Origin of the sequence: Virgibacillus sp. Bac330, assembly GCF_003667845.1 — a bacterium.
Lineage (GTDB): Bacteria > Bacillota > Bacilli > Bacillales > Amphibacillaceae > Virgibacillus > Virgibacillus chiguensis.
Window position 1 is genome coordinate 123,033 of record NZ_CP033048.1, and the last position, 22,027, is coordinate 145,059.

General features: G+C 37.6%; 13 protein-coding genes and 2 pseudogenes. 9 read left to right on the forward strand and 6 right to left on the reverse strand.

The genetic code is table 11. The features are described from left to right. The first annotated feature begins 26 nt into the window (after positions 1-26). Positions 27-3,107: an isoleucine--tRNA ligase gene (ileS, locus tag D9780_RS00555; RefSeq protein WP_121638890.1), complete on the forward strand. Its 3,081-nt coding sequence runs from the start codon at positions 27-29 to the stop codon at positions 3,105-3,107. A gap of 69 nt (positions 3,108-3,176) precedes the next feature. On the opposite strand, the gene pdxK is transcribed toward ileS, so the two are convergent. Beyond that, a complete protein-coding gene (gene pdxK / locus D9780_RS00560) occupies positions 3,177-3,983 on the reverse strand; it encodes a pyridoxine/pyridoxal/pyridoxamine kinase (RefSeq protein WP_121638891.1) in 807 nt (268 codons plus the stop codon). 414 nt (positions 3,984-4,397) lie between these two features. Here pdxK and sppA point away from each other — a divergent pair, with 414 nt between their 5' ends. The 6 genes from sppA (at position 4,398) to cydC (ending at position 12,763) form a co-directional block, all read left to right on the forward strand. Further along, on the forward strand, positions 4,398-5,390 hold the full coding sequence (gene sppA, locus D9780_RS00565) for a signal peptide peptidase SppA (protein ID WP_077706302.1): 993 nt from the start codon (positions 4,398-4,400) through the stop codon (positions 5,388-5,390). A gap of 12 nt (positions 5,391-5,402) precedes the next feature. Continuing rightward, positions 5,403-5,870: an RDD family protein gene (locus D9780_RS00570; RefSeq protein WP_121638892.1), complete on the forward strand. Its 468-nt coding sequence runs from the start codon at positions 5,403-5,405 to the stop codon at positions 5,868-5,870. A 702-nt stretch (positions 5,871-6,572) separates the two neighbouring features. Then, the gene (locus D9780_RS00575; RefSeq protein ID WP_121638893.1) at positions 6,573-7,922 is read left to right on the forward strand and encodes a cytochrome ubiquinol oxidase subunit I; all 1,350 of its coding nucleotides are present in this window, start codon (positions 6,573-6,575) and stop codon (positions 7,920-7,922) included. Then, a complete protein-coding gene (locus D9780_RS00580) occupies positions 7,922-8,935 on the forward strand; it encodes a cytochrome d ubiquinol oxidase subunit II (protein WP_205601108.1) in 1,014 nt (337 codons plus the stop codon). The genes D9780_RS00575 and D9780_RS00580 overlap by 1 nt, the downstream gene beginning before the upstream one ends. Positions 8,936-9,308: 373 nt before the next feature. After that, the gene (cydD, locus tag D9780_RS00585) at positions 9,309-11,045 is read left to right on the forward strand and encodes a thiol reductant ABC exporter subunit CydD (protein WP_121638895.1); all 1,737 of its coding nucleotides are present in this window, start codon (positions 9,309-9,311) and stop codon (positions 11,043-11,045) included. Continuing rightward, a complete protein-coding gene (gene cydC / locus D9780_RS00590; RefSeq protein WP_121638896.1) occupies positions 11,042-12,763 on the forward strand; it encodes a thiol reductant ABC exporter subunit CydC in 1,722 nt (573 codons plus the stop codon). Before cydD ends, cydC begins: the two co-directional genes overlap by 4 nt. A 310-nt stretch (positions 12,764-13,073) precedes the next feature. Here cydC and D9780_RS00595 read toward each other — a convergent pair whose 3' ends face one another. From D9780_RS00595 to D9780_RS00605, 4 genes and pseudogenes are all read right to left on the reverse strand, one after another. Beyond that, positions 13,074-14,060, reverse strand: coding sequence for an ISLre2 family transposase (locus D9780_RS00595; RefSeq protein ID WP_240458755.1), 987 nt, complete (start codon positions 14,058-14,060; stop codon positions 13,074-13,076). Further along, positions 14,045-14,263, reverse strand: a complete 219-nt coding sequence (locus D9780_RS21320) for a UPF0236 family transposase-like protein (RefSeq protein ID WP_240458756.1) — start codon at positions 14,261-14,263, stop codon at positions 14,045-14,047. Before D9780_RS21320 ends, D9780_RS00595 begins: the two co-directional genes overlap by 16 nt. A gap of 181 nt (positions 14,264-14,444) precedes the next feature. Further along, positions 14,445-14,660 (reverse strand): annotated as a pseudogene (locus D9780_RS00600) (transposase); the annotation flags it as partial. A 200-nt stretch (positions 14,661-14,860) separates the two neighbouring features. Next, positions 14,861-15,079 (reverse strand): annotated as a pseudogene (locus tag D9780_RS00605) (IS3 family transposase); the annotation flags it as partial. A gap of 345 nt (positions 15,080-15,424) precedes the next feature. On the opposite strand from D9780_RS00605, the gene D9780_RS00610 reads away from it, so the two are divergent. Together D9780_RS00610 and D9780_RS00615 are read left to right on the forward strand one after the other, a co-directional pair. Continuing rightward, the gene (locus D9780_RS00610; RefSeq protein ID WP_121638898.1) at positions 15,425-16,879 is read left to right on the forward strand and encodes a hypothetical protein; all 1,455 of its coding nucleotides are present in this window, start codon (positions 15,425-15,427) and stop codon (positions 16,877-16,879) included. A gap of 702 nt (positions 16,880-17,581) precedes the next feature. Further along, entirely contained in the window at positions 17,582-18,184 is a 603-nt protein-coding gene (locus tag D9780_RS00615; protein ID WP_121638899.1) for a hypothetical protein, read from the forward strand. 185 nt (positions 18,185-18,369) lie between these two features. Here the strand turns inward: D9780_RS00615 and D9780_RS00620 are convergent, their stop codons facing one another. Next, positions 18,370-21,498 carry a hybrid sensor histidine kinase/response regulator gene (locus D9780_RS00620; protein WP_121638900.1) on the reverse strand — a complete coding sequence of 1,043 codons (3,129 nt, stop codon included), beginning with the start codon at positions 21,496-21,498 and terminating at the stop codon, positions 18,370-18,372. Positions 21,499-22,027 lie beyond the last annotated feature (529 nt).

Below are 22,027 nucleotides of genomic sequence, written 5' to 3' on the forward strand. Positions count from 1 at the left end.
GATAAAAAAGTTAGGAGTGAATTGAGTTGGATCATCATGTAGAAGAGACGGTAGTTGAAAGGGAAAATCGGGTTAAGAAGTGGTGGCAGCAGCAGGATATATTTACAAAATCCATCACACAACGAGAAGGGAAAGAAACGTTTGTATTTTACGAGGGGCCACCTACAGCGAATGGTTTACCACATGCCGGGCATGTGCTTGGTCGCGTAATCAAAGATTTTGTTGCGCGATATAAAACAATGCAAGGTTTTCAAGTGTTAAGAAAAGCGGGTTGGGACACACATGGCTTACCCGTTGAATTAGGTGTGGAGAAAAAACTAGGTATTTCCGGTAAACAAGAAATTGAAGCATATGGCGTAGAAAAATTTATTGAAGCCTGTAAAGATAGTGTCTTTGAATATGAAAAACAATGGCGGAAATTTACAGAGGCAATTGGGTACTGGGTAGATATGGATGATCCGTATGTGACGCTCGAAAATAATTATATTGAAAGTGTTTGGTATATTTTAGCTACCATTCATAAAAAAGGATTATTGGATAAAGGGCATCGTGTAACGCCTTATTGCCCAAGTTGTCAAACCTCGCTAAGTTCTCATGAAGTCGCACAGGGATATAAAAATGTCAAAGATTTATCCGTAACAGTGAAATTTCCACTAAAAGATGTAGCGGATACATTCTTTTTAGGATGGACGACAACACCATGGACGTTGCCAGGAAATATTGCTCTTGCTGTACATCCTGACATGGACTATGTTAAAGTTCAGCAAAATCAGCAAGTGTTTATTGTAGCAGCTGATCGTTTACAAGCAATATGTAAAGAAGCTGACGTGTTAAGCTGGCATAAAGGAAAAGAGTTTGTTGGACTTTCTTATCAACCTCCTTTTCCAATGTCTAAAGTAAAGCGTGGGTACCAAGTCATTGGTGCGCAGTTTGTTACAAACGATAGCGGTACAGGTATTGTTCATGTCGCTCCTGCGTATGGAGAAGATGACTATCATGCGGTAGAAGAAAATAATCTTGATTTTATTCATGTCGTTGATGAGACGGGTAGGTATAAGGAAGATATGCTTCCTTTAAAAGGGCAATTAGCGAAGCAGAGCGACGTAGCAATTATTAAAATGTTGGCGGAAAAAGACTTGTTGTTTGCAAAGGAAAAATATGAGCATAGCTACCCACACTGCTGGCGTTGTGATTCGCCGCTTCTTTATTACGCTATGGAAGGTTGGTTTATCCGAACGACAGCCATAAAAGATACGATTTTACAAAATAACGAACAAATCGAATGGCATCCAGAGCATATGAAGCACGGTCGATTTGGGAATTTCTTGGAAAATATGGTGGATTGGAATTTAGGGAGAAACCGTTACTGGGGAACACCATTAAATGTGTGGATATGTCAAGACTGTGAGCATCAAGTAGTTCCGAATAGTATTCAAGAGCTACAAGCATATGCGAAAGATCCGGTTCCTGATTCGTTGGAGTTGCATAAACCATACGTAGACAAGATCGTGCTCTGTTGCCCGCACTGCCATAGTGATATGTACCGTACAAAAGAAGTAATTGATGTCTGGTTTGATAGTGGCTCAATGCCGTTTGCGCAATATCATTATCCATTTGCAAACAAACAGTTATTTGAAAAACAGTTCCCAGCAGATATTATTGCTGAAGGTGTGGATCAAACGAGAGGGTGGTTTTACAGCTTATTAACGGTTGCTTCCTTATTCGTCGGCAAACCTTCTTATAAACGAGTGCTATCTTTAGGGCATATCTTAGATGAAGATGGTAAAAAAATGTCGAAAAGTAAAGGCAATGTGATTGATCCGATGCAACTGGTGGAAACGTATGGAGCGGATGCGCTTCGTTGGGCTTTATTAGCAGATAGCGCACCGTGGAACAATAAACGTTTTTCAGCAAATTTAGTTGCTCAAGCCAAATCAAAAGTGGTCGATACGTTACAAAATGTGTACGCTTTTTATGCAATGTATACGGCTATTGATCAATTTGATCCTCATCAGCATGATAAAGGGGAGCAAACATTATTGGATAAATGGGTTTTATCTCGTCAGCAGACCGTTGTTAATCAGGTGAATCACTATTTGGATGCTTATGAATTTACATCTGCCGCGAAGGTTTTAGCGGAATTTGTAGATCAAGTGAGTAATTGGTATATTCGTCGTTCTCGTGACCGTTTTTGGGGTGAGGGAATGGGGAGTACAAAATTGGCTGCTTATCATACGTTAAGAGAAGTATTGATAACAACGAGTAAGTTGCTTGCTCCGTTTATTCCGTTTGTTACCGAGGATATTCATGTAAAGTTAACAGGTGAGAGTGTGCATCTCGTTGATTTTCCTAACGATGACAATGCGGCGATTAATGTTCAATTAGAAGAGGAAATGAGTGGCGTGGTCCAAGTTGTAGAACTTGCACGGCAGGCTCGTAACGTATCTAAAATAAAGACAAAGCAACCATTAGCCTCTTTAACAGTGGTTAGCGATGCGTCACACGCAAGCTATGTCTATAAATATGCGGAAATTATTAAAGACGAAATTAATGTGAAGCGAGTGGATGTCGCAACAGAAATGGGCGAAAACGTGTGTTATGAGGTTAAACTGAATTTCCCTGTCGCCGGTCCGAAATTAGGAAAACAGGTAGGGATAGTGCAGAAAAGATTGCAACAATTACCAGAAGACGCAATCACTCAGATAGTAAAAGGAGATCGAACATTAACGTTACCGTCTGGAGAGACGTTACAACTTGAGGAGGAAGATCTGTTAGTAAAACAGGTGACAAAAAAAGGGCTGGAAATGGCTGTAAACCCAACGTTTACCGTTCTTTTAGACACGCAATTAACGAAGCAATTACAGCAGGAAGGTTTAGCTCGCGAGCTTATACGAGCAGTGCAACTCTATCGGAAAGAGTTGAATTTACCGGTTGATCAACGGGTAAATATTACGTTTGCTGCTAGTGAAGAAATGAAAACCGTCATTAAATCGTTTCAATCTTTGTTAGAAATGAACCTGCTCCTAAAGGACATTCATTTTGGAGAGCGTGCTGAGATGAAAAGCATTCAACTAGAGAATGAGACCGTTCGAATAGGAATACATTAATCTTGGCAAAAAATCCAGGGAAAATCTGCCCTGGATTTTTTGTGCCATAGTGTTAAAAAATTTTTTCATCTATCTCGTAAACTTATTATAAGCACCATGTCTTACGGGACCGACATATTCATTGAGTTTCCAGCCATACTTAATCGCCGCTGTTACAAAATCTTTTGCTCCCTTTACAGCATCTTTTACAGTACGTCCATGTGCTAGGTTAGCGGTAATAGCAGCAGCAAACGTACATCCAGCACCGTGGTTGTAGCTTGTGTTGATTTTATCTTCTTCTAATACCGTAAATTCATGCCCATCATAGAAAAGGTCAATTGCCTTCTCGTGATAAAAAGCTTTGCCACCTTTAATAACAACATTTTTTGCACCTAATTCATGAATTTTTACAGCCGCTTCTTTCATATCATTTAGCGTTTTAATAGTACCTGTTTGAGCAAGTTGACCAGCTTCAAATAGGTTAGGTGTTGTTATGATAGCATGAGGAAGTAAGCATTCACGCATCGCATCCGTGTTTTCTGGTTGCAAAACTTCGTCGTCTCCTTTACAAACCATAACAGGGTCAAGGACGTAGTTTGGTATGTCGTAGTCGGCAATTTTTTTCGCACCTAATTCTATAATATCAACGGAGCCTAACATTCCGGTTTTCATTGCATCGACACCAACGGATAGAATAGTATCTAATTGTTTCTCCACAATGGATACATCAATGGGGGACACGTTATGGCTCCATCCGTTTGGGTCCATTGTTACGATGGAAGTAAGGGCTGTCATGCCATACACATCATGTTCTTGGAATGTTTTTAAATCAGCTTGAATGCCAGCCCCGCCGCTGGAATCAGAACCTGCAAGTGTTAAAGTTTTTTTCATCGTCATAGCTATCGCTCCAAACGTGTAAATTATTCGATATTTTCTTCTATCTATATAGGATATAACAGAAGTTGGGAGATGGAAAGTAATAGATACTAATGGGATTGCCTCCACTCATTTGATTATGTTTGAAGCGCATGTTCAAGAAAAACTGCTTAATAAAAACTTGTTGAAGGATTATTCGCATAGGATGCTTTCTTACTGCTTATACTAAAAGGAATAGTTTCTCCTATAGTACGAAACAAAAGTCGCTTTAAAAACCAGTATCAATGTACATAAAAAAAATGCTGGAAATATGGGGCTATAACTATGTGGAGGGAAACTTCATACATATTCGTTTGTCGTTTTATTGCTTCATGTGAAAACTATAGTGTATGATGGAATTGCTCAAGAAATTTGGGATAATATGGAGGGGATTGTGTGAATGCAAAACGTTGGTGGGCTATTTTAATAGCTGCGGTTTTATTGCTTGCTTCGCTGGGGTTTCGATTTATGGGGAGCATAGCAACTACTAATTTTGAAGACATGTTTAAATTAGATGATAATCAATTTGAAGAAGAAATTATCGAAGAAGGTGTAGGAGACAAAATAGCTGTTCTTGAACTTAATGGAATTATTCAAGACACAGCGCCAAGCCCAGTGTTGAATACTACTTCGTACAACCATAAACGCTTTTTGGACATGTTAGAGCAGGCGGGAGAAGATTCTACCGTCGATGGTATTATCTTGCGCGTGAATACTCCTGGCGGTGGTGTTGTGGAAAGTGCGGAAATCCATGACAAGATCATTGAAATTCAGGAGCAATATGAAAAGCCTATTTATGTTTCGATGGGGAATACAGCCGCTTCTGGAGGGTATTATATCTCCGCACCAGCCAATAAAGTAGTTGCGCACCCAGCAACGGTAACAGGGTCCATTGGTGTCATTATGGAAGGTTATGACCTTTCAGGCTTAGCGGAAAAATGGGGAATTGATTTTAATACGATTAAAAGTGGCGAATATAAAGATATTTTGTCTTTCTCAAGAGAAATGACAGATGAAGAACGAGAGATTTTGCAGACAATGGTTGATGATATGTACGCAGATTTCGTAAATGTCATTGTTGATGGAAGAGATATGTCTGAATCCAAGGTAAGAGAATTAGGAGACGGTCGCGTATATACTGGAAGCCAAGCGAAAGAAAATGGGCTAGTAGATGAACTAGGCTCGTTAGACGATACGATTGCTTATATGGCAGAGGACAATGATTTTAATGATGTGCAGGTTGTAAAATACAATCATGCTGCTGGTTTTAATGAATGGCTGGGAATGTCGGTACAATCGATGTTTACAGATGAAGCAGAATTCCTCGGTATCATGGATATGATCCGTCAATCGAACGCACCGCGTGCTATGTACTTATACACCAATTAAAGGGGGGATAAAATGAGTGAACTTACTGTTGCAGAAGCGTCAGAATTCGTACCAGAAACGAGGAGATATGCTGGCTTCTGGATGCGATTTTGGGCGTATCTCATTGATTTAGTTGTTCTGTTTAGTATCAATGGCATTCTTTTAACCCCGCTTAAATTTATCAATGATGGAGAAGTCGTTGATATCGGTTATTGGACCTTAACGGGGATTCTATCAGCTATTGTTTTTTACTTGTATTTTCTGCTAATGACAAAAAAGTTCAGCCAAACGATAGGAAAAATGATCTTAGGTATTAAAGTTGTACGTGAAGATGGCGAACCTTTAAGGTGGAGTGATTTATTCTTTCGCGAGGTCATTGGTCGATTTTTTTATCGTGTGTTTCAAATTTTTGCGCTCTTGTATATCGTCGTTGCTTTCTCGCATGAAAAGCAAGGTATTCATGATATGATAGGGAATACGAGAGTGGTATTTGTTAACTGATGTAGAAAAAATATACAGGGTGTAAACTAAGTTACGTTTACTGCCTGTATGTTTTTCTATTCAATATATATATAAGTGGTGCCACAGACTTCTTCACTGTGGTTTTTTAATGGGAGTATAGAAGGTGTTGTGAAAATTCATTTCAAATCAGGAGATGTAAGCTGTCTAAGTGGAGATGGAGAGCAGTGCCCAATAGAGGCCTATAAGTCATATCCTTAGGCTATTAAGTAAAGCGTGAAGGGTAAAACAAATTTCTCGCTCATGGAAGGTTCATGTTATGTTCATAATTGAACAAATGAACTTAAATCTATTGAATTCAGCTAAAAAAATTCTCATTTTTACGTGTAAATTATCAATAATAGGGAATGTAATAATGATAACTTTGTATAGATAACTGTGAAATTTAATCATGATCATCTACTATGTAAAACGGATAGACAATGAGGGTGATAACAATCTTTGTTTTTTCATGGCAAAGAGAAAAACAGACAAATATTTGTCTGTAGTTTGTCATACTTTTGTCATAGCTTTTTCCTCTTTTTTATACGAAAATAGTTTATACTAATTATTATGTGAGTAAATCACTAATTATTAACTTTTCATTAAAACAATGTAAAGTTAAAAAGACAACGAAATAAATCACAAATTGATCATTACTGAACAAGACGGTTTATGCCGTTAAATTAGGAGGGATTACCGATTATGATGGATTTGGATCCGGTGTTAATGAGTCGATTGTTAACGACAATCACTTTAGTTTTTCATATTATTTTTGCAACATTAGGTGTCGGAGTCCCATTGATGATTTCCATTGCTGAATTTATTGGGATAAAGAAAAAAGACCCACATTATACCATGTTGGCAAGGCGATGGGCCCGAGGATTTGTTATCCCAGTAGCGATTGGGGTTGTAACAGGTACGGCGATTGGTTTACAGCTATCTTTGCTTTGGCCGGAGTTTATGCAAGTTGGTGGAAACGTCATAGCTTTACCGTTATTTATGGAAGTATTTGCTTTCTTCTTTGAAGCTATTTTCTTAGGTATATACATGTATACGTGGGATCGTTTCAAAAAACCGATGACACATTGGTGGTTATCATTACCGATAGTTATTGGTGGGGCAATGTCTGCTTTCTTTATTACTACCGTCAATGCGTTTATGAATACACCAGAAGGGTTTGAAATTGGTGGAAATGGGTTTGCAGCGATCAATCCGCTTGAAGCCATGTTCAACCCAGCAACACCGACAAAAGTGTTTCACGTGTTGGCTTCTGCTTATTTAACGGTAGCAGCTATCTTAGCAGCGATTGCGGCGTTTGGTTTGTTGCGGAAAAAAACGAAAGAATACCATAAAAAAGCATTGAAGCTGACCGTAACGTTAACGTTTATTTTTGCGATTTTTACAGCCATTGCTGGAGACGTATCTGCTAAGTTTCTTGCTGAATATCAACCAGAAAAACTAGCAGCAGGGGAATGGCATTTTGAAACAGAGGGAAATGCTGACCTCATCTTATTTGGTTGGTTAAATGAGGAGAATGAGCCAGAAGGTGTCATTCGTTTGCCAGGATTACTGAGCTTTTTAGCCTATAGTGATTTTAACGCGGAGGTTACTGGTTTAGAAGAATTTCCTGAAGCGGAGAGACCACCGTTATGGATTCACTATATGTTTGACTTGATGGTTACGATTGGCGTTTTCTTACTAGGGATATCATTCCTTTATCTACTCCTATCGAAGTTAAAACGATGGAATGAAAATAACAAATTCATGCTTTGGATGCTCGTTTTAAGTGGACCTTTAGCGATGCTTGCTATTGAATTTGGCTGGATTTACGCTGAAGAAGGTAGACAGCCGTGGATACTACGAGGATATATGACGGTGGAAGAAGCAGCGACGACGTCACCATATGTCGGTTGGATGTTTGTGTTGTTTTTACTCCTTTATATTGCTTTAGGAGTTATCGGAGCAGTTGTGCTACGTAAAGTCTTTAAAAATAATCCAGTTGAAGACGAATTGGAGAAAAAATATCCGACCATTGAAAAGGGTGATAAATAATGAACTATGAAATAATTGGGATTTCTGTATTATGGCTCTTTTTATATGGGTATTTAATTGTTGCTTCGGTTGACTTTGGTGCAGGGTTTTATGCGTATTATGCGAAAGTGACAAAAAAAGATCATATTATGAACCAACTGATATCGAGATATTTGTCCCCAGTATGGGAAGTGACCAACGTGTTTTTTGTTTTCTTTTTCGTTGGTATTGTTGGCTTTTTCCCAGATTCAGCTTATTATTACGGTACAGCTCTGCTTGTGCCTGGTAGTATTGCGATTATTTTGTTGGCGATTCGTGGTTCGTTTTATGCATTTGAAAATTATGGTTCGAAACAAAGTAATCTGTATATGTTTCTATACGGAGCTACAGGTTTATTAATTCCTGCGTCTTTATCCGTTGCGTTAACACTTTCTGAAGGTGGCTTTATTACTGAACAAAATGGGAAAGTAGCTTTAGATTATTTCGCTCTATTTACAAGCCCATATTCTTGGAGCGTCGTTTTCTTAGCGATCGTTTCGGTATTGTTTATTAGTGCCGCATTTTTGACTTTCTATGCGGCGAGAGCCAATGACGTTGCGGCATTAAAGCTTGTTCGTAAATATGCACTATTTTGGGCGACACCAACGATTATCGCTGCCTTGACAACATTTATTGCCTTAGGCCAGCATAATGAGCGTCATTATCAAAATATGTTCGATTACTGGTGGATGTTTGGATTATCCGTTGGCTTCTTTATGATTGCCATGTGGTTAATCTATGAAGGAAAACGGTATGGACTAGCATTTATTAGTGTGATGTTGCAATTTTTCTTTGCTTTCTTTGGGTATGGTGTGAGTCACCTCCCATATATATTAGATCCTTATATTACGGTTTACGAAAATGCGACACATGAGTCGACAGGAATTGCCTTAATTATCGTATTTATTGCAGGGCTATTCCTTCTCATTCCTTCACTAATATTGCTCATGCGCTTGTTCTTATTTGATGCTGATTATGTAAAAGGGAAAAAATAGGGGACTTCGAGCTTATCTCCCGTTGATCCCCTCTTTCTTAGTACTATTAGGAACGATGGCGTTTTTATGTCATAAGAATTTGGACATAATCCACGTTTTCTAAAAGGAAAGTTAAAAAATTAGGTGCTGTAAGATTTCCATTCCTGAGTTTTGGTGGCTGTATGGATTTGGGAGATGAACAGCACCTAAATTGTCATTTGTTCCGCTATAAGAGAGTTTATAGTATAAGAAAAACAAAAGAATGAGCCATGAAGACTTGACGATAAGCCAAGTTTTACGATTTCGGTACGCTATAAATTATTGCTTATACAATGCGTTTGCCTTCATGTATAATGAAGATGAATCATAGCTCTACAGATGAAGGAGCGTCTACATGAATCAGATAAAAAATTATTTATATGAAAATAAACAAAGTGCGGTCTATTTGCTGCTGCTTTCCCTTTTAATGGGCGGTGCCATCGTTGTACAGGCGTATTTACTTGTCACTATTATTGATGGTGTTTTTTTGAAAGATTGGAGCTTTCAAGAAACTATTCCATTATTAGCAGTTCTATTCTTTATTTTACTAGCTAGAAGCTTCATTCCTTTCATAAGCGGAAAGATTGGGATACGCCTTGGTACATCAGCGAAAAGCCATTTTCGTAAGCAGTTGCTTGCCCATTTTGCTAATAACCCAGTCCAAGCTTCTTTAAAAGGACAATCGGGGCAAAAGGTTAGTCTTATGATGGACGCTATTGATGAAGTGGATAGTTATTTTAGCAGTTATATTCCACAAGTTATTCGCTCATCTGTTATTCCCCTCATCATTTTAATTGTTGTGTTTACAGAACATGTGAATTCTGGCCTCATCATGTTGATTACCTCCCCGTTTATTCCGTTGTTTATGGTGATCATTGGTATGCAAACAAAAAAGAAATCGGAAGAGCAAGTGGAGGAGCTAGCTGCTTTTTCTGGTCGATTTTTGGATACGTTGCAAGGGCTTGTTACGTTGAAATTGTTTGGCAAAGCGAAACAACAAAAAAAGGTCATTCAAACGAGCAGTTTACGATTTCGAGATGCAACCATGGAAATTTTAAAAGTAGCCTTTACTTCTTCGTTTATGCTTGAGCTCATTTCCATGCTAGCAATCGGCTTGGTTGCTTTAGAAGTGGCTTTACAGCTTATCGTTTTTGACGGAATTGCTTTTTTCACTGCATTTCTTGTACTCGTTTTGGCACCGGAATATTTTACATCGCTTCGTCAGTTGGGAACGGCATTTCATAATGGAAAAAGTAGCATGGGAGCTGCTAAAAAAGTAGCAGAAGAATTGGCGCTAGAGGAGGATTCTGCTGTTATTTGGGGAGAAAAGCCATTTTCTAAACCAGAGGGCCCTGCAAGTTTGGAACTGCAACAAGTTACATTTCAGTATGGAGAGGATGCGTTTACGTTACATCCTATGAGTACGACTTTTGCTCCCAAATCTAAAAACGCCATTGTAGGAAAAACAGGGTCTGGTAAATCAACGCTTTTGCATTTGCTTGCGGGAATTGTCGTGCCAGATGCAGGAAAGATATTACTAGGAGGTAATCCATTATCTGCATACAAGGAAGCCGATTGGTTCGCTCAACTGAGTTATATTTCGCAACATCCGTATATATTTGCTGGAACGATTGCTGAAAATATTGCCATAGGCAGTCGGGAAACAGCAACACGGGAAGCCATCACACGTGCGGCAGAAGAAGCGGGGCTAGCTGACATGATTATGGCTTTAGAAAATGGATATGATACCCATGTTGGTGAAGGTGGGAGAGGGCTATCTGGTGGTGAGAAGCAACGTTTAGCTTTAGCCAGAGCTTTTTTAAAACAACCGGCAATTGTTTTATTTGATGAGCCGACGACTGGGCTTGATTTAAAGACGGAGCGTATTCTTCAGGCTTCCATTCAAAAATTGTCGGAAACAGCAACTATCATTACCGTTGCACACCGCCTGCACACGATTAAAGATGCGGATCATATTCTATACCTTGATCAAGGACGGTTAATTGCGGAAGGAACGCATGCACAACTGCTGGAACATGCAGAGGGCTACCGGAAGATGGTAACCATACAGCGAGGAGGGCTGCAGCGATGAAAGAATTAACCTCTATCATGCGAATGATGATGAAAGAAAAAAAAGATATCGTCCTTTCTATCATATTGGGATTTATTGCTGGTTTGGCTGCCGTGCTGTTATTTTCTGCTAGTGGTTATTTAATATCAAAAGCAGCATTTGCCCCGCCTTTTTACACATTAATGCTTGTCATTGCATCTGTGAAATTATTAAGCTTTATTCGCGCGTTTAGTCGTTATGGTGAGAGATATGTATCTCATCGAGGTACGTTTACGATGCTTAGCCAATTGCGGATGGCTTTTTATGAAAAATTAGAGCCATTAGCGCCAGGAATCTTCCAGAAATATCGTAGTGGGGATTTGCTATCTCGTATTGTCGGTGACGTGGAGAGTTTGCAAAATCTCTTTTTACGTGTTGTGTATCCGCCGATTGTATTGGCGCTCGTATTTATGAGTACCATCTTTTTTACAATGTTTTATTCTATCGAAACAGCAGTAATTTTGTTTGGCGGATTTTTACTCACTGCGATCGTGATACCAGCTATTTTTGCGGCACGTCAACGAACTATTGATAGCAAGGTACGCTTAAAAAGAGCGGCTCTTTCTACAGAGGTCACGGAATTACTATACGGATTTCGCGATTTGAAGATTTATCAGCAGTTAGATGATAAAGAACAACAGTTACTTCAAGCTTCTGATGCTTACATTACGGAGCAAGAACAAGAAGAAAAGACGACGTTATTTAATCAGTCGTTAAATCAATTTGTCTCCTTACTTGTAACAGTAGCCGTATTAGCAGTAGGTGCCTATCTCATTGATACAGGTGAATTGGACGGGATTTTTCTTGCTATGCTGATTATGATTACGTTAACTGTGTTTGAAGATGCGCCAGCAATGGCTGTGTTCCCGATTCATTTTAACGATAGTCGTCGTTCTGCCAAACGGTTATTTTCCATTATGGAGCAAAAAGACGGACAGGAACAGGAGCACGTTTCGGTTGCCAAAACGTTAACAATCAATGAGCCACCAGAAATCACATTGGAAAATGTTAGCTTCACATTTACTGGAGAAGAGCGGCGAGCTGTTGAACAGGTAGATGTTCACCTTCCTAGCGGTTCAAAAACAGCACTTGTAGGGGCAAGTGGTTCAGGGAAGTCAACGCTTATGCAGTTAATGCTTTATTTGGTTACACCGGAGCAAGGAAGGGTCATGATAAATGGAATAGAATTAGCGCATGTGGATGAGGAAAGTATTTGGCAATTAGCGAATGTTGTTTTACAAGAGAATCATTTCTTTTATGGTACTATTCGCGATAACTTATTGCTGGCTAATGATACAGCTACCGATAAGGAATTACAATCCATTTTAGCTATGGTGCAATTGGAGCATTTTCATTTAGAGGATAAAGTGTATGAACGAGGAGAAAACTTGTCCGGCGGTGAAAAACAACGACTTGCTATCGCCCGAGCGATGTTAAAAGGCGGCTCATTTTGGGTATTGGATGAGCCGACATCCTCTTTAGATGCGGTTACAGAGCAAGCCATCTATGATCACTTATTCAGGCAAGCGGCAGATGACACCGTTGTGCTCATTAGTCACCGTTTAGCAGGATTGGAAAAAATGGATCAAATCATTGTCATGGATGAAGGGAAAGTCGTGGAAGTTGGTACATTTACAGAATTGATGGAAAAACAAGGGTATTTCTATGAAATGAAGGAATTGGAGAATAATTTGTTGTAACTCCAGATTAAGTCCCACGCAAGCGTGGAAGAACAGAAACGGAAGTACCTTTACGTATGATAAAAAAGTCCTCCTCTGTTATAATGACAAAGGTTTCGCAAGCCAATGTCGGGCAGAAGAGGACATCCATAGTGGATAAATCAAGTTTATCACATACAAAGTGGAATTGCATGTAGCATATTGTGTTTGATTAAGTCAAGTACTTGTGGGAGATTTTTTAAAGTCCCTTATTTTGCATGGTTTTAGATTCAGTTTTTGGTAGCGATTTCAGTTCTTCCTTCCTTTATTCTTTAAAGCTTTTTTGCTTTTTTCAAATGCCTCGCAACCCTTTTAAAGCAGCCGTAACTGGTTTCCCAAGAGCCCCTTTTAAATAACCCAAGTTGTTCCGGTCGGCTTCTGCAGCGCTGTCCTTCAACTTCTCTACAAAGTGTTTAGGTGGCTTCTCTTTCTTGCTTTTTTCTGCTATTTCCATTGTCGGTTGAAGCATACCCTGTAATGTCTTAATCTCAAGATTATCTTTTAGGGCAACCATAATGTCGATAAATTTATCAAGTCCGTTTTCGCACCAGTTGCGCCCATTTTTAAGGCGTCTGGCGAACACGCTCATCGTTCCTTCTGCACTTCTCGTGGGGCGAAATCCTGTGGTGTCTATACCTTTGCTTCTCAGCTTCTCACAGTAGTCTCCAAGTGCTTCCGGATATTGAGAAAGCTGGGCTATTAACTCTTCAAACCGTTCTTCCCTCTTATCATTTTCAAGCGTACCAACTGCACTATTCAACTCCACCATAAAGCCTTCCCAGTCATAGTTTGCCAGTTTTTTTCGAATGGCTCGATATCTCGGATGTTTCCTAAATAACCGTTGTACATCACGGGCAACATGAAAGCGATCAATGACAAAGGTGGCATTGCTTCGGAAATAGTCGCGGCAGGACGTGATCCACTTTGCCCCGTCCCCGTTTATAACGAGATGGTGTTTGGTCGGATCATACTCGTATGTAGCCATTAAATATTGCTCAAACTCTTCCCAGAACGGCAGCTTTCCTTCATGAATAAAATGTCTTTTTTCTATCAGTTTTGCCCGCTTGCCATTCATTTCCCAGCCCTGATGTACACTGGCAATTTTAATTTCCCTTCCTTTTTTATTTTTTTCTTGACTTTTCGTATAAAGCCCGTCCACTTCCAAGAACACGACATCCTGCTCAAGCGGGACAGACTTCTCTGGCACAACCTCCGTATTCAACAACTGCTGGCGTATGCCTTCATGACTGATTACAGGGTAGCCTAGAAGCTTTTCCATTGCTCGACTAGCCTGAAGACAGATTCAAATTTTAACGTTCTCTTATCCTTTAAATAAAACCTTTTCTTATCCCTTGTTGTTGCAATGGTTTCTTCTAATTCCTGAAGCGTTTGTGACATCACCTGGGAAAAACTTTCCTGTAATGCACGGTATGTAATTTGTTCTAACTCTTTCATTGTGATTGTAGATATGATATCTTTCAATGGAGGATCTCTTTCTATAGTTGATGTTGTCGTAGACTTAACTATACAAAAGAAGGTCCTTTTTTTCATCTAAAACGACAGTAGAACTACCGCGCTTCGCTTGCTGGCCCCGTCATAGGTGTTGAACTCTTCCGACTTCAACACCTATGACGGGGGTGTATGTTCTCCCATAAACATTTTACTCTAACATTTTCTTACTATACCCATTTCGGCGATTTCCAGTGTTATTGCCAGTGGTACTATGTTTCTGATAACCCAGTTCATCCTCTAATTCAGCTTCAAATACCCGTTGAAAGGTATCCTTAAATAAAAGCTTCATCATCTCTTGTACATCTTCTACAGTACGACATTCTTTTACCAAATCTTTAATGGTTTTGTCATGACAAAAGTCTTGCATAAATGATCATCTCCTTATTAGAAAAATATCCATTTACACAAAACTTTTTACACTCTCTAGAAGATAAAATCAACAATAAAGAACAAAGTCCAGCTTACGAAACTACGCCTTTAAGGCGTTGCTAGTAACATGCCCTTATAGGGCTGAGTCAAACCACCCGTTGAATGAGGTGACTCTATAAAATTAGACAGATAATTTTACTAAGCAGCTATTAAGGTCTGAATTCGGTATTGTACCGGGCTCAGGCCTTTTAGTTTTGCCTTGATTCGTTTGTTGTTATAGTATTCTATATATTTTTCTAGATCTTGTTTAAAATGCTCTATACTTTCGAATTCATTTAAATAAAGAAATTCTGATTTCATAATGCCAAAGAAATTTTCAATAATAGCATTATCATGACAGTTGCCTTTACGCGTTATGCGCCACTTTGATAGTGAGTGACTGCTTGTATTTTTTCAACATTGGTGAATTTAGCCATAAAAAAATGCACCTCCAATTATTAGAGAGGTGTTAAAAATTTGAGTGCAGGTCACTTTAAACGTTTTTTTACTTTTTTTCCATTTTTCTGCAATTTTTGTCGTTTTAGGTCAAATTTGATTTGAAAATATTTTATAATGCAGAAAATAAGTCTAATTTTCTCAAACATAAAACTTAGTATAAATGTTAAAATATTAAATATAAAGAGAATTTATTTAAAATAAAGGGAGGAGGTTTAAAAAGAAAATTAATGTTAAAAGTCACAAAATTTTAAGGAGGCGTTTGTTATGAAAAAGTATATTTTAATTATCTTTTTTCCAATTTTGTTTTTTTGTTTTCTATTGGACTTAGGTACAATTTCAGCTCAATCAACACCAGAAATAATACTAAAGAATGTTGAAGGAGAATTACTTAAAAATAAAAGCAACAAGAATAATGAAAAAGTATTAATGAAAAATTTAAGCATACATCAAAATAAAGGAAAAGTAACTAGTAATGGAACTTTTGATTTAAATGGAAAAAAATTCAGTGTTGCTATGAGCGGGGATTTATACCCTGTATCATCCGATTCACCTTATTCAAAGAAAGTAATTCTTGGCGATATGAAATCCACAAATGAAAATTATAATATTTTACAGTTTAAAATAGAAAAAGAACAACAAGGTATAAAAGAAGAAATTGGTAATTACGTAAAGCTAAGTCTTATTTTAGAAGAAAAGGGTAGTGGTAATATAATCCATATAAATAGTGATATTTCCAAGGGGTTTTTTGAGAACGCTTTTAAAGGGTCACATAATTTAATAAAGAGAAAAAAATTAAGTGAAGATGAGGTTATTGAGAAGACTATTTATTTGTTAAATATAAATAATAAAAGTGATAAGATAAAATTGTTGCCAAAAGAAATAAAGGTGGAGGAAAGTGGAATTGCAAATACAAATGGAAAGGAACATGTTAATAGTCAGCCAATAACTAATAGTTTTGAAGACATACCTTTAAATACTAGTGAACTCAACAGATTATTATCAGATTTAAAAAAGTCTAATAATAATGTCAATCTATCAGATTATGATTTACCAGAATCTCTTTTTAAAGGTTCTGATTGGAAAAAATATACTAATTTTGGTTCGGACGTTGGTTGGAATTATTATGCGAAAAGTGCACAACAATTGGATAAAACCCTCACTCAAATAACAATGTTTCAGCAAGAGAATGGTTTTCAAGGTTGGTATAATGAAGAGAAAAATAATTTTGAAATCGCATTCACTAATAAGCATGGTATGATTATTGAATATGATCACCACACTAAGGATATAAATGTTATTTATTATGGATGGGGGTTATCATTACAGGATCTTCAAATCGCACAAGGAAAATTAAAGGATAAAAATGTTTATATAGCTCAGACTTTAAATGGGCTAAATTTAAGCAAAAGTAGCAACAATCTTATCGGTTATTTTGTTGGACTAGTCCCTTATGGAGATAAAGTGGTTGATTTGTGGAAAACGCTGAAAAGATCAAAGAGTGATAAATTAGGAAACAGGGAAAAATTTATTGGTAGTACCTATGAAGAACAGATAAAAATGCATGATGGCAAGGTATATCGTGCCTCAGCAGGTTCTTTAGAAAAGCGCCATTTTGAAGATGAAGAGGCACATGTTAACCTCGTCAGTGAAATTCATTCTCCTTCTGGATATATAAACTTAACATGGTCATTTAAAACAAATGTGGCTGCAAATTTATAATGATATTAGGGTTTTCCTTTAAAATAAGTCATTGATAAAAAAACAAAATTACAAAGATGCGTTATTTAGGAAAATGTTACTTTAGAGAGAAGAACTATGATGAGACATTTATAACATCTAATTCCACCCGCTTAGCGGGTGGTCTTTTTAACAGATCAGAAGCTAAGAAAGAGTTCTCGATAATATCCTGCTTTTTTGGCAGGTTTTGGTTTATAATAGAAAATTTCAGGAAAGAAAACGGTAGTGCGGTAGTTTTTTAATTTCGCATCGCGTGAAGAGATGTTTTGCAGTCCGGATATAGAGACAGTTAATATGCTTAAGCTAGAGGAGGAAAGATGCGAACGGCTTCTTGGAGAAGGCTGATCTCGGGGGTAACGAAAAACTTAGTGTTGTTCGTACAGTCACTAGTTATATTTCGCTTGTACGTTTATAAAATGATTGTTGTATTAATCCCCAGTAAAAATGTACATTAATTGATTGTTTGAAATATAGAGTTTAATAACTATGCGGAGGAAAAATTGACACATATTCTTAGTATAATCACGTATTGTGAAGCGTTGTAAGTAATATGTTATGACGAAACTAATTAAATTTTTGTTGAACAGGCGGTTCGTGCTATTTATTCTAAAATAGATTAAAACTCTTTGTTTGCTTTCGTATAGTATTTGCTAGCCAATTTTTCAAAAAAGATGGTGAATAAAATTGACTCGCTTTAAAAAAATAGGAGTTTACCTTTTCTTTTGTGTTTTTCTGCTTAGTATTTTTTTTAACTATCGCTATTATCAAACCATAAAAGAAGAAGAGCAACAATTCGCATACTTATTTACGGATTTTTATTATGAAGTCGACGAGACAATCGATAGCTTAGAATTCCTTTTAACGCATGACCCTGAAGGGAACAAGCTAATAGATAGTATGGTTTCTATTTTAAACCAACTTACTAGAATAGATTTTATGTTACGTAGAGTTCCTTATTATTTTTTCTCAGAAGGTGGCGTTTCAAACAGTGTAGGCGCAGCAGCCAACTACATAGAAAGAGGTACAAAACATAAAGGTCAATTCATTCCGCCATTTTTAGAAGATGGACGGTTAAATGGACAAGAGCGGGCATTTTTACAAGAATTAAACTCGTTTTTACTACAAGTACAGTATGCCTTAAACGGCTTAGAAAAACGTTCGGATGTTCCAATTCGTGATCTGGATAAGGTTCGATTTGACAGGGTTTTAACAGAGAATGTGTATAATGAGATTCATCATTACCGCTTTTTAGAGGCATATGTAAAAGAGGGGCAGGGATTAAATTAAAACAGTTCATGAAGGTATTTATTCTTATCGTTGGTGCTTGATGTGAACGAAAAAGCCTGAATGTTTCACGACTTCAGGCTTTTTTGCACTGTAGGAAAGCATAAAAGTTAAAGGTTCATAGTATAAGAAAAACTCCGCCTTTCGCCATAAGACTTGGCGGCGACAAGCCAAGTTTTTCTAATCGTTCAATCGTAAATAGTTTGGTTTTCTGTCTGTTCCTTCTTTATTTGAAAAGATACAATCGTACTTTCTCCAAGTATACTAGCGATGGATAGGCCTTCTCCAAAGAACCGCTTTAAGCGTAAGTCTGTGTTGACAAGCCCAACTCCTGATTTACTAGCCGATTGTTTAGATAAAATATGGGCTAACTTTGCTTCATCTATGCCGACTCCATTGTCCTCTATGGATATTTCTACATACGTTGCATAGTTTTTAACTCTTATCCAAATAGTTCCACCTTGAACGCGATTCATAATGCCGTGACGGATGGCGTTCTCTATGAGAGGTTGGATAGTCAGAAAAGGAACTTTAATCTCTTCATGTGTATCTATATCCCAATCCACTTGTAGCCTGTCTGAAAACCTTACTTGTTCAATGTACAAATATGAGCGGACCATTTTCAATTCTTCTTCAAGCGGAATTAATTCATTCATATTTTTAAATTTGAACTTATTTCTAAGAAAATGGCTAAATTCATTTAGTAAATCTTGCATTTTTTCAACGTCAATGATGCTTAAACTAGCTATGGCATTCAATGTATTAAATAAAAAATGCGGTTGAATCTGTGCTTGTAACCAAGCCGTTTCTAATCGTAGTTGTTCCTGAGCAGCTTGTTTTATGCTCGTTAATGTTTCAATTCGGGATCTGATTTCCATCGCTTCCACCGGTTTTGTTACATAGTCATTTGCTCCAGCTAGAAAACCGCTACGTATATCATCTGTCTTTCTTCGTGCTGTTAATAAAAGAATAGGCAGTTCGGTTAAAGAATATTGTTTGCGAATCCTTTCTGTGAGCTCATAACCAGACATTTGTGGCATCATCACATCGGAAATAATGAGATCCCATTCTTTCTCATTCAAAATGGCAAGAGCTTGCTGTCCATTCATTACAGTAGTAATCCTATAATTTTCTTGGTGGAGAATTGTTTTCATTACTTCTAAATTAACTGGATCATCATCCACTATTAAAATGTTTGCTTGTCTAGCTGTTGGGTTATTTTTTCTTTTAGCTTCCGTTGTTGAAGCAGTTTCCGTTTGAAGGGCAGAAGACTCCGTGTGAAAATAGGTCGTTTGGTCCAAGAACGTTTGTGTTTCTTGGTAAAATGAATCTACTTCTTGAGCATTTGCTAGCTCTAAGGAAAAAGTAAATGTAGATCCTTTACCTAAAGTGGAATCCACTTCTAATGTCCCACCGTGAAGCTCAACCAATTGTTTCGTTATGCTTAATCCAAGTCCAAATCCGCCTTCAATTCTAGTTTCTTTTGCGTTCGCTTGTTCATAAGGTTGAAATAGTCGTGTTAACATTTCTTTGCCCATACCAATCCCCGTGTCTGTAATGGAAATGATGGCTTTTTCACCTTCGACATATGCATGGATCGTAATTTGTCCTTCATTTGTGTATTTCACCGCATTGTGGAGTAAATTAAAGACGATTTGAATAACTCGGTTCTCATCTGCAAATACGCTGGGGAAATCCTGTGGTATGTGTTGAACAATTTTAATCGGTTTCCCTTCTATGGTGAATCTTAGCATGTCATTGACTCCTGCAATAATGGAAGTAATGGAAATAGGTTCTTTTTTTAATCGATAACTCCCTTGTTTAAGACTGGTTACGTCAAGCAAATCATTGAGAATGAAGTCCATTCTACGCCCAACGGATAAAATAGTTTCCAGTTCTTTGACGCTTCTTTGTTGTAAAGAGAATTGCTCTCTCTCTAAGATTGCTTGCGACATATTTAAGATGCCGTGGAGCGGATTTTTAAATTCATGCGACGTATTTGCTAAAAACTGATCCTTATGTTCATTCATACGCTGCAATCTGGACGCCAATTTTTTCGTATCAGCGTACATTTTAAAATAATCTTTAAACCATACACTAGCAAAACACCCCATGGCAATAAACAGATCAAATGGATAATGCGGTACAGTAACGCCGCTTTCTCTCCAAATAATAGTCCAGATAAAATGGTGGGTTAATGCGGTTAATGAAAAGAGCAACAAAACATTTACTTTTGGATCGCTTGTAAATTGACGCCAAATGGCTATTACAGAAATGATTGTTGCGATTCCAATAAATAAAAAATAAACCGGAAAAAGGGATATAATTTGTGTCACATTTAAAAATAATGTTATCCCTGCCGTACAAAGCAACATAATAGCGTAAATAGGATAGATTCGTTGCCAATACGGTAAAGTTCGATGCTCGGTACAGTTTATCAAAGCATAAAAAGCAAGGAGTAGTAGAGTGTTTGCTAAGCGAAAATCCCATTCCTGTCCCATATAAATGAATTGGTGAAATAATTTTTCATCACTACTTAATAAACTTCCCATCATCGCGCTAAATACTAGAATGGAGAAGAATAGTAATCTTTTTTCTCTGTTTCCAAGGAAATATAGTAACAGGGCATATACTACATGGACTAGAAATACAATGGCTGAAGCAATCTGCATCGTATAGGAAAATTTAATGTCTGTTAAAATGGCGTCTTCTGAACCGAACTTCATCGAACGAACAATCCCACTACTTCGTTTGTCCGTAAAATTTGCTGCCTGTACCCAAATATCAACCTTCCCGTTTTCATCTGCTGTAAACGTAGCTGAATAAGGGAGGTTTTTAGATAGATATGTTTCTTTCTCTTTGCCTACTTGTCCAGATTCATCGATGAGTCGCCCATTCACAAAGATTTTAGAAGCACTTCGTATGCTAGAAACGCGCATACTGTAATTGATATCTTGGTTAGGATCTACTTGTACTTGCAACCGGTAGGTACCGAATCCATATGGAGATTGTAAGGCTTCATTCCATTCACCTGGAACTTGTATTGTTTTTGGTGTTTTCGTTAACTGTGAAGGTTCTTCCCCTGTGATTAGAGATTGTGGATAAAATTTCCATTTTCCATCTAATAAAAGAATGTCATCACTGGTAGCATCCCAATCTCGTAAATCTAATTGCCCATTTTTAATAGATAGCTGTTCTTGCGATTGGAAAACGTTCGTCCATAAAAAGCGTGAACCAGACAATAAGATGAGGAAAAGAATAGTAATGGATAAAAAATATTTTTTTCTCCTTAGAAAACGAGTTAATTTGTTGCTCAAGATAGATGCTCCTCTAGTTTATAATGTGTACGGAATGGTTATCACCACATTTCTTGTTCGGCTACTTTCCATACTTTTACATTAATATCTAAAATCTATTATAGCTATAAAATCAATGTGAAGCATTACATCTGTAAATATAATTCCTTCTTTAGGAAATTTACATCCCTCTCTGTGCGATAGGGAAGAAGAATACTTGCTTTTAATCGTTTAGGTAATCGCCTTGTATCGCACGTTGGGAGCCACTACATACTATGAATGATACTTGCAGGCGAGTTTTTTCCAAATTCAAAGTGCTGTGCAAGACCCCTGGAAGCTACGCTACGAACTGGGAAAGTTTCAATGGAAGATAACAGCAACATCTAAGTCCTCCAATCGTTCAGCAACTGTAAAAGTTTATTAGTATAACAAAAACGTAGCGTTTTTTCGCCATAAGATTTGGCGACATGCTAAGTTTTTCTTTCTGTACGAACAATCAGTGGGAGATGAAAGAAAGCCCTTTACTTACTGATTTTTATAAGAAACAGCG